We start from the raw sequence: 13609 nt of genomic DNA, 5'->3' as shown, positions 1-13609 counted from the left end.
TGAGAACTTAATTTGTAATAAAAAAATAAGACCCGGGAAGTCTTATTTTTTATTGTAATATTTGGGGGCGATATTAATGTCGAAGATTATAATTAATATCGTAGTAACATTTTATCAGACAATTGTGTAGGAATTATGGAGATAGAAATAAAATTTTCAGAATAAAAAAAAATAAGTTCATAATAACTACACTGTTTTTTGTTAAAATATCTAAACTTTGAATAATAAAATTCATGGTTTATGAAAGATTAAGAAACAGAAAGGCTCAGGTGTGAACATGAATGAAAAGATATTAGTGGTGGATGACGAGGTTAATCTTTTGAATGTAATCAAGGATTATCTTTCCAAAGAGTCTTACGAAGTTTTTACTGCCAGTCGGGGAAGCAAGGCCCTGGAAGTATTCCGCGATATTGAACCGGACTTTATTATCCTTGATCTGATGCTGCCGGACTTATCCGGAGAAAATATATGCAGAGAAATTAGAAAGGAATCAGATGTTCCAATTTTAATGCTTACTGCAAAAAGCACCGAGGATGACAAGGTAACAGGACTTTATATAGGAGCTGATGATTATCTCACAAAACCCTTCAGCCCAAGGGAATTGGTTGGAAGAGTACGGGCAATTCTCAGAAGGTCAAAGGGAAATTCAGAGTTAACTGATTCTCTGGAATTCAACAATAAGGATTTGTGCATTGACATACCCGGGCATAGGGTGACAAAGTCAGGCCAGGAGGTAAATCTAACACCAAATGAGTTTAAGGTGTTGCTTGCAATGGCTCAAAATCCACGGAAGGTCTTTTCGAGAAGTCACCTGGTCAGTCATGCCTTTGGATATGATTTTGAAGGTTACGACCGAACCGTTGACACTCATATTAAAAATTTGCGCCAAAAAATTGAGGATAATGTCAGGGAACCGAAATATATCGTGACCGTTTACGGTGTGGGATACAAGTTTGAAGGTGAGTGAAATGATTAAAATAAGCGAACAGCTGCGAAAATATTTTGTAACAATCTCAATTTTATCGGTGGTGTTCATTACCATCACTTCAAATTTAAGCATCAATTATTTTTTTTCCGATTACCTAAAGGAATTGAGAAGCAGGGATGACCTTAAGGTCGTACAATATGTGGAGAATGTCTACAGCGATTATGAGGAACTGAACTCACATTCGCTCATGAATATATTGCATTATGCATTCAGTGAGGATGTAATCATACAAATCAAAGACCTTAACAACAGCGTCAGCTGGAACAGCAGCGCATATGGAACAGCTTACGGAATGGTTGACGAATACGGCAATGATGAAAGCAAGTTTTCCTACAGGAGCTACCCGTTTATGGTCGAGAATGTCCGTATAGGAACAGTTGACGTGGGACGGCCTAAGAGCATAATATCAAATATTGAAGATGAAAAATTTTTAATCACCATAAACAGCATATTCGCCGCTGCTTCAATTTTGACACTGCTAGTTGCACTTCGTTCCAGTTCCCGCATCTCAAGGAAATTTCTAAATCCTATTTATGTCATAAGAGAAAATGCAAAGCTCATAGAGCAGGGAAAATATAAAGACCTAAGCCAGGTGGACACAAACACCCTGGAGCTGCATGAGTTGTCAGTGTCGGTCAGGGAGCTTGCGGAAAGGCTGAATTATCAGGAAGCATTAAAACGAAGAATGACTACGGACATAGCCCATGAGTTGAGGACTCCGCTGGCTGCAATTCAAAGCCACATAGAGGCTTTCCTGGACGGAGTTTGGATACCCAGCGCTGAAAGACTTTCTGTCATACACGATGAAATTATAAGGCTTACTAAGCTAATCAATGAATTGTCCGAGCTGTCTGTGGTTGAAGACGATAAAATAAATATGAAACTGAGCATTGTGGACCTTTCATCGACCTTGAATGACATACTGGACAGCTTTGAACCGTTGTTCATAGGAAAGAGCATAAGAATGGTCAGAAATATTCAAGATGGTATAAGCATGATGGGAGACAGGGATTACTTAAAAAGGGTCTTCATAAACATCATTTCAAATGCGGTCAAGTATACAAACGAAAAAGGAGAGGTCATGGTTTCGCTGCAGCAGCCAAAGGATAAGATCAGAATTGAGGTAAGGGATACGGGTATAGGAATTCCCAAGGAAGACTTGAAATATATTTTTGAAAGATTTTATAGGAGCGATTTGTCGAGAAACCGTGAGACGGGTGGCACAGGCATAGGTTTGACCATAGCTAAGGCTCTGGTTGAAGCACACAACGGTGAAATAGGAATAGAAAGCCAGGTGGAAAAGGGAACCGGTGTAACAATCGAATTTAAAACAAAATAGTCCTGAATCCTGTTGCGATGCGCACATTTATATGCGTCACGCTAAAAATATTTTACATTTTATTTGCCATAAGCTATAATTTATGTAATGATAGGAAATATAAACGAATTTCACTGTATCATAGTATATAAATTCGAGGCTTATGAAAAATCAGGTGATAAAATGTCCAACAAACCAGTTGATTTCAAAGAAACAAAACAGAATATTTTTGACTGCGCCAAATCTCTTTTTTATGGAAAGGGCTATTACAACACATCAATCGGCAACATATCGGAAGCTGCAAATGTCAATAGGGCTTTGGTAGCATACTATTTCCAAAGCAAAGGAAATTTGGCACTGCAGATTGTCAATCAGTTCAACACCACAATAGCAGGGGAAATAACGCAGAAACTAAACCAAAGCAGTGAACCAGTAAATCCCCTTGTGCTTTTTTCCGTTGAAACTATGGCTTTTAACTCTTTTCGGAGGCTCAATGAAAATTACAGGAGATTCATGAAAGAGGTTTCTCTTGAAAACATCCTGACCTTGGGTGAAGGATGGGTGGCAAAAAATTTGAGGGGAAACAATATCTACGACTATCTAGAAGAAACGTACGGAATAAGACTCAGCAAAGCAGAGAAGCAAATTTATCAAAACAGTCTTTCATCCATAATAAGCGGGCTGATAATAGTTCACAGCGAAGGTCAGATAGACTGTTCACATCAATACATTGCGGAAAAAGAATGCGAGATGTATTTTAAAATTATAGGGCTGGAAAGCAGCGAGATATTCAGCATCATACAGCAGTCAAAAATAATATTTGAAAGCATGGAAATACGAATGGAAAAGAATTTTTCCATCATAATAAAATAATCTGCAGGAGTCTGCAGATTATTTTATTTCTATACTAAACTTCCCGGATTATCAGCAATTGCGTTATTGTTGGTTCTCTCTTGGAGGTTATTTCATTTGAGAAGCACTTTCTCCTGCAATTTTGCCGAATACCAGTATATCTGTAATGGCGTTTCCACCCAGTCTGTTGCCTGCGTGAATTCCTCCTGTAACTTCACCGGCAGCATAGAGTCCGGGGATTGCCTTGTTGTTTTCATCCAGAACCCTTGCTGAAGTATCTATAGCCAGACCACCCATAGTGTGATGTACGGAAGGTGACCTCGGTGTTGCATAGAAAGGAGCAGTTTCAAGCTTCGAGCCGAAGTTTGATTTGCCGAACTCAGGGTCAGCACCCTGTTCTATGTAGCTGTTGTACTTGCTTATTTCATCTACAAGAGCATTTTTGTCCATTCCCAGCTGAACAGCCAGATCCTCCAATGTGTCAGCACGGTAAATGCTTTTGGTTTCAACCAGCTTTTCAACATCGTCTCCCCACACATTTTTGCCTTCAGGTGTGATTCCGGCTGTGTTTTTGTCACAAATTATATAGAACAGCTGATCTTCCTGCTGCAGAGCCGCGCTTGCCAGCACATCCCTTTCGGCATATTCGTTTACAAAGCGCTTGCCGTCCTTGTTTACGAAAACCTGTGTTTCGGCACTGCCCCAAACGCCGCCGGCCAGTGAGCCTGTTTCAGGATGTGAACTTGGCATCAGCTGAATGAAGCCCATTCCTGTAAGCTGAGCACCTGATTTTTCACCCATGATGATTCCATCGCCTGTAGCTGCCGGTGTGTTTGTGGTTTTCATTGTAAGCGGCATTTCAGGCCAGTATGTGTTGTATTTTTGTCTCATTTCAGGATTAGCTCCGAATCCTCCGGTTGCCATAACTACACCCTTGTTGGCTCTTAATGTCACCTGGGTGCCGTCAGACTTCACTGCCTTAACTCCGACAACCTTTCCATTTTCCATAATGAGTTCTTCTGCCTTTGTTTCAAGCATTATTTCAGTTCCCTGTTTTACGGCTGTATCCTCAAGAGGCTTCAAGTATCCAATTCCGGTATGCTGCAAAGGGGAATGGCTTCTTGGCCACAAAGCTCCAAGCACTGTACCAACCTGGTTATTTATCTGAGCACCTAAGCCTTCAATCCACTTAAGAGTTGGCAGGGCGTTCTGAGTCATGGTAGTAACCAGCTCATAGTTGCCGGTTATGGTGTTGCCCTGAAGATCAGTCCTTTTACCGCCTATGTAAGCATGAATTGCATGGAGTTCCGGTGAATCAAAAAGTATCTTCGTGTCTCCTGAATTCAGATATTCCTTAATCTGTGACTGCAAAGTTTCAAATGTTGGTGCGAAATCTCCGTAATCCTTCGGATCATCATCCATGTATCCCTTGAGCTCATTGAGAAGAGACTGATTCATTTCAACATTTTTTTGCCTTTCAGGATCATATGTGTTGTATTGTCCGCCGGCTCTGATGGTGTTGCCGCCTGTAGCGATGCTTTTTTCAATAAGTATTACGGATGAACCGTTTTCCGATGCGGATACTGCAGCAGCAAGTCCTGCTCCACCTCCGCCTATTACTATCACATCCGCAGATTTTTCAATGGCTTCGCCTGATTTGGAATCTGCAGTTTTCTGCTTCAATGCTTCAACATCGCCGCCGGCCTGTTTCACACAGTCCTCAACGGCCTTCAGGATGGCATTGCTGGAATTTGTGGCGCCTGCCACTGCATCAACTGCCAATGTCTGATCATCCAGTATGCTCAGTCTGATCTTTTCCATTGCAGCGTCACCAAGTCCTGTGGTTTCAGTATGGCTGACTATTTTGATATCCTTAATTTCTGTTGCTGTGAATGTAACTTCTACTTTTACCGGACCGCCGTTACCCTGAGCTTCAGCAGTGTAAGTGCCTTCCTTGAACAGTGCTTGTGTTTCTGTGCTAGCAGCATCTTTTGAATTTCCGTTGCTGCATCCTGCCATGAGAAGCAGAACAAAAACCATCAAGACACTGATTAAGCGTTTTTTCTTTTTGAACATCTTAACTCTCCCTTTTGAACTAGTTATTGTTTAATATTAGTCAAACAATCTTTAATTATTATAATAACTATATTTATATAAGTCAACAAATAAATTAAATGCGTTTAAATAAATTGTGTTAATATGCGATTAATTAAGAAATTTAGATTAGTAATAATAATAAACGTGTTTAATATGTCAATGCGTAACATTGTTAAAATATATCAAATTCAGCTATAACTGATTTCAAGATTGTTTTAATGCTTCACAACTTCTTCACAGTTATTTGCTAAAATGAACAAAATATATCAATTGCAGACTTGGAGGGGAAAAAATGAATTGCCACAACAATAAAAACGAAAACAATAAAACGCACAACCACAGTCCCTTAAAACATATGCTTCACATGGTGGTGTGCTGCGGACTGACCATACTGATTATTTCAGCACTGCCGTTCATATCCAGATTCAGTCCCGGTGCCAGCAGACTGCTGGCAGTCATCGCACCATTCATCTGTCCTATCATGATGTTTTCCATGATGGCTATGATGATGAGAAGAGGAGGCAGCAAAAAATCAGGCTGCTGTGATGAAAAGGAAAATGTAACAGATACAATGTCTTAAGATATGCTAAGAAGACAGGAGCAGGAAGGTGTAATGTTGACATTGCATTTATCCTGCTCTATAATTTTGTTAATGAAATATAATGGTTTATGTTGTAAAAACAGCTGATATGTGCATGTAAAAAAATATTGAAACGATAAGGAGAGCCATGGAAGAAAATAAAACTGCCTATGGAACAATCGAGGAATACATACTGCTGTATCCTCCGGAAGTTCAGGAAAAGCTGCAGGCCATCAGAAAAATCATAAAGGAATCTGCGCCGGAAGCAAAGGAAAAAATAAGCTGGCAGATGCCTACCTTTGATTTGTTTGGAAATCTTGTTCATTTTGCAGTACATAAAAATCACATCGGATTTTATCCGGGAGCAAGCGGCATTGAAGAGTTCAAGGAAAAGCTGTCGAATTACAAAAGCTCAAAAGGTGCAGTGCAATTCCCGATTGACAAACAACCTCCTATTGAACTGATAGGTGAAATTGTACGGTTCAGGGCTGCAGAAAACATAAAGGAAGCGGAACTGAAGAAACAGAAAAAATCAAAGAAGTAATAATAATCTTCATATAAAGTTAATGGCGTTATATCTTACTCCGGAAGCATTTTCGGGGTTTTTTATTTTAATTATTAATTAAATTTAAAAAATGTATATATCCAAATTATATACATAGATATTTAACATAGCACTGAGACAAGCTTCAGCATGCAGCTGGCTAATGATGTTAAGCAATGTTGAAATAAGCATGCTGTTATATCAGGAGGTGAGGAAAATAACTTAAAATCAAAGGAATGCAGTAAAACAAAATCAAAATTTGGAGGTTATAATGAAGAAAAGAATAATTTGTATTTTGACAATCGCAGCTATGGTCTGTGCATCCATATCATCTGCGGCATTTGCAGTATCAGCTGCAGATGGAATCAGCGGAAACAGCCGAACCGTTGTGCACAAAAAGGACAACCTGACTGATCCGCTTACCAGCAAACAGCTGGAATTAAAAGAAAAGGCATTGAATGCAAAATTGAACGGCAAGGCTTACGGCAAGGTTCACGAAGTTGCAAAAGGACAGTATGTGGAGCTTGAACGGGAAGGCGAAGGAGCCATTTGGACTGTACTAGGTGAATTTTCTGACCTAAAGCACAATACAATACATGAGCCGAATCGCCTGTATGACAATTCGACTATCTGGGAATCTGATTTCAGCAGGGATTACTTCATGGACCTGTTGTTTGGTGATGAACCCGGAGCAAACTCCATGAAAAACTTCTACATAGAGCAGTCTTCAAACCGATATGCAGTCTTTGGTGATGTAACCGAGTGGGTTGCAGTAAAAGGCGAAGCGGCATCCTATGATGACAACCCTGATGCCAATGTGTGGAACTTCCTGAGAGATTGTGTGAACGGGTGGTATCAGACCCAGATTGATCTGGGAAAAACAGATGAAGAAATTAATGATTACCTGGGTCAATTTGACATCTGGGACCGCTACGACTATGACGGCGACGGAAATTTTGACGAGCCTGACGGCTACATAGACACGTTCCAGTCTGTCCATGCAGGAGAAGGCGAAGAAGCAGGAGCACCGTCATACACCATATGGAGCCACAGCTGGTACGCCTTCAGCAACCTGATTGGCAAAGCCGGCCCGGACTTCAACAAAATGGGAGGCATCCAGATAGGCGGCAGCGATTACTGGGTAGGCAAGTACACCATTCAGCCTGAAAACGGCGGCGTTGGTGTATTCACCCACGAATACGGTCATGACATGGGACTTCCGGACCTGTATGACACTTCAGGCGGTGAAAACGGCACAGGGTTCTGGACGCTTATGTCTTCCGGTTCATGGCTCAGTGACGGTACAAAGGACATCGGATCCAAGCCAGGCCACATGGGTGCCTGGGAAAAATTCCAGATGGGCTGGCTGAATTATGAAGTGGCTTATGCAGGGAAAACATCCTCTCACAAACTCGGCCCAATGGAATTCAACACCAAGCAGGCACAGGCCTTGTTTGTTGTTCTTCCTAAAAAATCCGTGACAGAGGAAATTGGTGTTCCCTATGAAGGTGACAAATTCTACTACAGCGGTTCCGGTGATGACCTTGATAACTTCATGTTCAAGTCCATAGAAGTGACCTCAGGGACTGCCATATCCGCAATGGTGAATTACAATATAGAAACTGACTGGGATTATGCATATCTGGCGGTTTCTGAAGATGAAGGAGCCAACTGGAATCCGGTTAAAACAAATCTTTCAACAACAACAAATCCTAACGGACAGAACTTCGGATATGGAATAACAGGCAGTACCGGCGGCAGATGGATTGAGCTCAAGGCTGTTGATCTATCCGAATATGCAGGAAAGAACGTGCTGATTGGCTTCCGATACTGGACTGATGGAGCTGCAACTGAACCTGGGCTGATGGTTGATAACATAGAAATAACAGGCCAACCCACATACGGTGCCGAGGGTGAAGAAGATTGGACCTTAGACGGCTTCAGGACATCAACAGGAACTGAAAGCGCTCTGTACAATCATTATTACGTGGCTGAAAACAGAACATACATGGGCTACGACTCAACACTGAGGACCGGACCGTACTTCTTCGGTTACCTGAACGATACTTTGAAGGGTAATTTTGTAGACCATTTTGCTTACCAGGATGGCTTGCTCATAAATTACTGGGATACTTCGCAAACGAATAATGAAACCAGGAAACATCCGGGACAGGGACTTCTGCTGCCCATAGACGCACATTACCAGACATTGCGCAATGTCAATGGCAGTGTTTGGCGAAACAGGATTCAGACTTATGACTCCACATTCTCATTGTCACCTACGGACGGCATTCCAAACATACATGTAAACAGCGTTTTGTCTGCGGTGAAGAGTCTTCCTGCAGTCAGCGTATTTGACGACCGCATAGAATATTATGATGAGACAAATCCGCAGGGAAGCGTAAAAAATCCAAACACCGGAACCATCATAGAAATTGTGGCTTCAAAGGATGCAAAACAGCAGTTCATGCAGGTAATCGTGAGACCGGCTAAATAAATTTTTGAGTTCTTAAAGTTTCACCTGGGCATCACAAAGCTATCACATTCAAAGGTTAAATTATATGCAGATGAGGAACTGACATTGTCAGCCCGAATCAATAACATAAAGGATGTGATAGAGTTGAAAAAAAGCAAAATTGCAGCTGTGGCTGCAGTACTGACCATAGTCATGGCATCCGGAACAGGATCATTTGCATTGGCAAATTCTGTTTCCGTTGATACTGCAGGCAGCACAAGCACCGAACAAAGCATTGGAAAAACGTCGAGGGCAGAAGTTAGCGATGAACAGCGCACACTAATCAGCGAAGCAAGAACAGAAAGCATGAAGGAAGCTGTGGCAAACCTTGTGGAAAAGGGAACCATGACGCAGGAAGAAGCAGATGCTGTCCTGACAGGAATGGAAAATGCTGATCTGTCCATTAAAACCAAAACCTCAGATGATTCGGTAACAGCACCAAGAGCAAAAGGAAATCCAGCCGGTTTGACTGATGAGCAAACCGAAGCGCTTCAAACCGAAAAGCAGGCGCTGTATGAAGAATCACTCAGCGCTCTTGTGGCTGACGACACCATAACCCAGGAGCAGGCTGATGAGATCATGGAAAACGGAAAAGGTCTTAAAAACAAATCAGGACTTACTCAGGAGCAAATGACAGCTGTAAGAGAAGCCATGACAGGCATTACAGCAAAAGCAGCTGAAAATCTGGTGACAAGCGGAACACTTACTCAGGAAGAAGCTGATATTATAACTTCAAGAACAGGAATGAAAAATGCTGCTGCATCAGATGTAGACAGCACACAGCAAAAAGCAAAAGGATATCTGTCAGAACTTTCCGAAGAACAGAAACAGTCATTGATGGATGAATTCAGAACAGTTTACAAAGAAGCACTGGCAGACTTGGTAGCTGAAGGATCAATAACTCAGGAGATTGCCGACCAGGTTCAAAATATGTCCAGAATCATGGGACACAGCGGCAGAGGAAGGAAGTAACATCTTCAAAAGAAAAAAATATTGACAAACGTTGTGAGAATGATTTATTATCATTATACAACAAAGACGTTGCAATTTTGCAGCGTCTTTGTCTATTTTTTGCATTATTTTATAAAAATCAGGAGGATTTATGGAAAACTTATTTGTAACAATCGCAGCGATCAATGACAAAATCAACAGTATAGTTTGGGGAATTCCGATGCTTGTGCTCATTATAAGCACCGGCGTATACATGACCGTACGAACTAATTTCTTTCAGGTGACAAAAGCTAAATATGTCAACCAGGAAACTTTTTTTGCAATATTTACTAAGAAATCAGTGACAAAGACCGATGACAAGAAATCAATCTCTCAGTTTCAGGCACTGTCCACTGCCCTTGCTGCAACCATAGGTACAGGAAACATAGCGGGAGTTGCTTCAGCCATAACAATAGGCGGACCGGGAGCAGTATTCTGGATGTGGGTTTCCGCATTCTTTGGAATGATGACTAACTACTCAGAAAATGTACTGGGTATATTCTACCGCAGAAAAAATGACCGCAATGAGTGGTCAGGCGGAGCAATGTACTACATTGAACAGGGATTAAAGGAAAAAGCAGGATTTAGACATGTTGCAAAACCATTGGCAGTAACTTTTTCGATATTCTGCGTGCTTGCTTCTTTCGGTATAGGAAACATGACTCAGGTTAATTCAATTGCAGGCGCTTTGAACGGGTCATTTGGAATAAAGCCGATTGTGACGGGCATTACCATAGCTGTAATATCCAGTCTGGTAATCGTCGGGGGAATAAAAAGAATAGGACAGGTTACGGAAAAAATAGTTCCGTTCATGGCGCTGGCATACATACTTGGAACCATTTTCATACTTATAAACAATTTCAATCAGATACCTGAAGTATTTGCAAGCATTTTTAAAGGTGCATTCGGATTTGATGCCGTAGCGGGAGGAATCAGCGGCACACTGATTAAGCAGGCTGTAACCATGGGATTTAAGAGAGGAGTTTTTTCCAACGAAGCAGGACTTGGTTCTTCCGTAATGGTCCATTCATCATCAGATGTAAAGGAACCGGTTATACAGGGAATGTGGGGTATTTTTGAAGTGTTCTTTGACACTATCATCGTATGCACTCTTACAGCCTTCACTGTTCTTTCAACAGGAGCATTGGAGACAGGACTTGCAGGTGTGCCTCTTGTAAGTGCGGCTTTTTCACACGGCTTTGGTGACTTAGCAGGCAAATTTGTGTCGTTGGCCATCCTGCTGTTTGCATTTTCAACTGTGCTTGGCTGGTCATTCTACGGAACAAAGGCTACTGAGTATCTCTTCGGTACAAAATATACCATAGTGTACAAGGTGCTGTTCATAATATTCATAGTTGTAGGTTCCACCATGAGCCTTGACCTGGCATGGAACATTTCAGACACTCTGAACGGCTTAATGGCAATTCCAAATCTTATAGGTGTTTTGCTTTTATCAGGCACAGTTGTCAATATAACAAAAGATTACGTAAACAGAAACATCAAAAATGTGAAGAGCAAAAAAGAGCCTTTGCTTTCAGCTTATGAAGATATAAACGCAGAACATTCCAAATATGTGTTTGAAAACAATTAATCAGGTTATTTAACTGGGACAATTGCAAAGATAAAAGGTTTAAATCCCCGAATGGTCATGGGATTCAAACCTTTTGTTTCTTTTTATTCCTATTTTACAGTTATGGTGCTGCTTATCATGCCCATCCAGCAGGTATATGCTATGGTTCCCGGGCTGGTTGGCGTAAATTCAATTATGTTTTCGCCTGCCTGAAGCTTTTTCTGAATGCCGTAAGCAGGTATTACAATTTCATTGTTGCAGCCGTTCAATGAATCCTTTTCAGCCACAATAGTCCACTTTAACAAAACTCCTGCGTGAACCGAGATAGGCTGGTAGCTGCCGGATTCAAGATTTGTGGTCACTGTCTGTACATCATTTTCTACAACTGCGTTTGCAGTCTTAGCATACTGCCCGGTGCTGATTCCAAAGGGAGACAAGAGTGTATCGGCTACGTTGATGCCGGCCAGTGACAGGCCCCGGTTGCCCATGACAACGCCCAGCACAATGACCAGTACTGCACTGATTTTCATCATCTGTTTGGTGAATCTGGAGCTGAGCATGGAACTGAACGCACCGAAGACAAACATCAGAGGTACGGTTCCAAGGCTGAACAGGAACATTGAGAATGCACCTGCAAGAAAGCTTCCTGTACCGAGGGCATAAAGCTGCATGGCCTGCAGAGGCCCGCATGGCATAAAACCGTTAAGCAAGCCTACCACAAATGGTCCTTTGCCGCTTTTTTTAATGTCAATTTTATCCGTCAACCCTTTTGGAAGGCGGGGCATGATTTTTCTTAGCCTAGATGTTGCACCCAGCATGTTGGCACCCATTATGACCATGAAAACACCGGCCATGATGGAAATCAGAGATTTGCCTTTCAGAGAAATACTGAAGACGGAACCTAGGGCACCAACAGCTCCGCCCAGAAGCGTGTAGGATACCACTCTTCCAAGGTTGTACAAAAGGCTGGGCTTCAGCTTTGAGTACATTCCGCTGTTTTCGCAGCCGCCGCATCCTGCGCACTGGGACAGGTTGATTCCGCCGCACATGGCTATGCAGTGAACAGAAGTGAAAATACCTGCCACAAACAGCATTCCGTACCCCATGTTCTGAGTCACCTGCGGAAAAAAGTTAAACCCAACAGTGTTGTTGATTATTGCATACAACCCCACAATTATGACACCGATAAGTATGGTTGAGATGCTTGAGGATTCATTGGACGAGTCATCAAGGATGACGCTGTAGCCTGCATTTTCGACTGATTCATAAATGGCATTCAATTGAATCTGTTCAGGACAGTAAACAATCTCTGCAGTGGATGATGCGTAGTCTGCCTTGACACTGTCAACGCCTGCGAGAACGGTTAACGCTTTTTCGATCTTGCGTTCGCAGGCTGTGCAGGTCATACCATCCAGCTTTAGTGTTGCCTGATTGCACATCTCATGATTCGAAGCCATTAATTTTTCCAGCTTTTGAAGATACCTTCTGCTTCAACAAATAAATCCTTGGGAATTGTAATTGTTGTGTCGGTTTCTTCCTTCCATTCGTCAAATATCGGTACAGGGTTGCATCCGCCTTTGGCTACCTGAATGTCATCCATTTTGAATCTGTTCTTGCAGTTCTGGCATACCAGGACATCTCCATCCTGTATATAATACCCCCTGCCGGATGCATAGCATACCTGGCAGGTGTTGAATGCGGTCCTGATTGTTCCGTCAGATGCTTTTACAGCCAGCACTTCCATATAAGTGTCAAGTTCATCGTAGGAATAAAATGTGGCAGTTTCGGTTATTTCTGATACAGGAATCACAAGATTGCCATTTTCGTCTGTCGCTGCAACGACACTTGCCTTAGACCCATCCGCCGTATTCCCGGCTTTGTTCCCGTTAAAAAAGGTCAGCGCTGCCACACCAATTACAATAACAGCCACGATTCCCAGCAGAAGATTGCTGTTCTTTCCTGCGCTGCCCTTTCCTTTGTTTTTATTATTGTTCATTTTCGTCCATTCCTTTCAATTATTATTGGGTTCATCATAATACATCCTTGTGAAGATTTTATGGAGAAATAAATAGCTCGGTAGGAAACAACCTTAAACTGTTTCATTTCCAAATAAATTATGTACACAAACAACATGTAAATATTGCTATGAAAATTT

Annotated in this window: 11 protein-coding genes; 8 read left to right on the top strand and 3 right to left on the bottom strand. The window is 41.9% G+C overall.

Features of this window, described 5'->3' with window-relative positions; all coding sequences use genetic code 11:
• Positions 1 to 277: 277 nt before the first annotated feature.
• The 3 genes from AAGU76_RS09850 (at position 278) to AAGU76_RS09840 (ending at position 3179) form a co-directional block, all read left to right on the top strand.
• A complete protein-coding gene (locus AAGU76_RS09850; RefSeq protein WP_342485307.1) occupies positions 278 to 967 on the top strand; it encodes a response regulator transcription factor in 690 nt (229 codons plus the stop codon).
• Position 968: 1 nt separating this feature from the next.
• Entirely contained in the window at positions 969 to 2327 is a 1359-nt protein-coding gene (locus AAGU76_RS09845; RefSeq protein WP_342485306.1) for a HAMP domain-containing sensor histidine kinase, read from the top strand.
• A gap of 162 nt (positions 2328 to 2489) precedes the next feature.
• A complete protein-coding gene (locus tag AAGU76_RS09840) occupies positions 2490 to 3179 on the top strand; it encodes a TetR family transcriptional regulator (protein WP_342485305.1) in 690 nt (229 codons plus the stop codon).
• 87 nt (positions 3180 to 3266) lie between these two features.
• Here the strand turns inward: AAGU76_RS09840 and AAGU76_RS09835 are convergent, their stop codons facing one another.
• Positions 3267 to 5234, bottom strand: a complete 1968-nt coding sequence (locus AAGU76_RS09835) for a flavocytochrome c (protein ID WP_342485304.1) — start codon at positions 5232 to 5234, stop codon at positions 3267 to 3269.
• Between the two features lie 313 nt (positions 5235 to 5547).
• On the opposite strand from AAGU76_RS09835, the gene AAGU76_RS09830 reads away from it, so the two are divergent.
• The 5 genes from AAGU76_RS09830 to AAGU76_RS09810 all read left to right on the top strand — a co-directional run bounded on the left by AAGU76_RS09830 (position 5548) and on the right by AAGU76_RS09810 (position 11475).
• Positions 5548 to 5835 (top strand): hypothetical protein, encoded by a 288-nt coding sequence (locus tag AAGU76_RS09830; RefSeq protein WP_342485303.1) that lies wholly within the window; start codon positions 5548 to 5550, stop codon positions 5833 to 5835.
• Between the two features lie 148 nt (positions 5836 to 5983).
• Complete coding sequence (locus AAGU76_RS09825) at positions 5984 to 6379, top strand: DUF1801 domain-containing protein (RefSeq protein ID WP_342485302.1); 396 nt, start codon at positions 5984 to 5986, stop codon at positions 6377 to 6379.
• 271 nt (positions 6380 to 6650) lie between these two features.
• Positions 6651 to 8876 carry an immune inhibitor A domain-containing protein gene (locus AAGU76_RS09820; protein WP_342485301.1) on the top strand — a complete coding sequence of 742 codons (2226 nt, stop codon included), beginning with the start codon at positions 6651 to 6653 and terminating at the stop codon, positions 8874 to 8876.
• A 123-nt stretch (positions 8877 to 8999) separates the two neighbouring features.
• Positions 9000 to 9866, top strand: a complete 867-nt coding sequence (locus AAGU76_RS09815) for a hypothetical protein (protein ID WP_342485300.1) — start codon at positions 9000 to 9002, stop codon at positions 9864 to 9866.
• 130 nt (positions 9867 to 9996) lie between these two features.
• A complete protein-coding gene (locus AAGU76_RS09810) occupies positions 9997 to 11475 on the top strand; it encodes an alanine/glycine:cation symporter family protein (RefSeq protein WP_342485299.1) in 1479 nt (492 codons plus the stop codon).
• Between the two features lie 89 nt (positions 11476 to 11564).
• Here the strand turns inward: AAGU76_RS09810 and AAGU76_RS09805 are convergent, their stop codons facing one another.
• The gene (locus AAGU76_RS09805) at positions 11565 to 12911 is read right to left on the bottom strand and encodes a sulfite exporter TauE/SafE family protein (RefSeq protein ID WP_342485298.1); all 1347 of its coding nucleotides are present in this window, start codon (positions 12909 to 12911) and stop codon (positions 11565 to 11567) included.
• Positions 12911 to 13450, bottom strand: a complete 540-nt coding sequence (locus AAGU76_RS09800; protein WP_342485297.1) for a DUF2318 domain-containing protein — start codon at positions 13448 to 13450, stop codon at positions 12911 to 12913. The genes AAGU76_RS09805 and AAGU76_RS09800 overlap by 1 nt, the downstream gene beginning before the upstream one ends.
• Between the last annotated feature and the right edge of the window lie 159 nt (positions 13451 to 13609).

The organism is Sedimentibacter sp. (genome assembly GCF_038562225.1).
Taxonomy (GTDB): Bacteria; Bacillota; Clostridia; order Tissierellales; family Sedimentibacteraceae; genus Sedimentibacter.
This window is presented reverse-complemented; position numbering and strand designations above follow the sequence as displayed.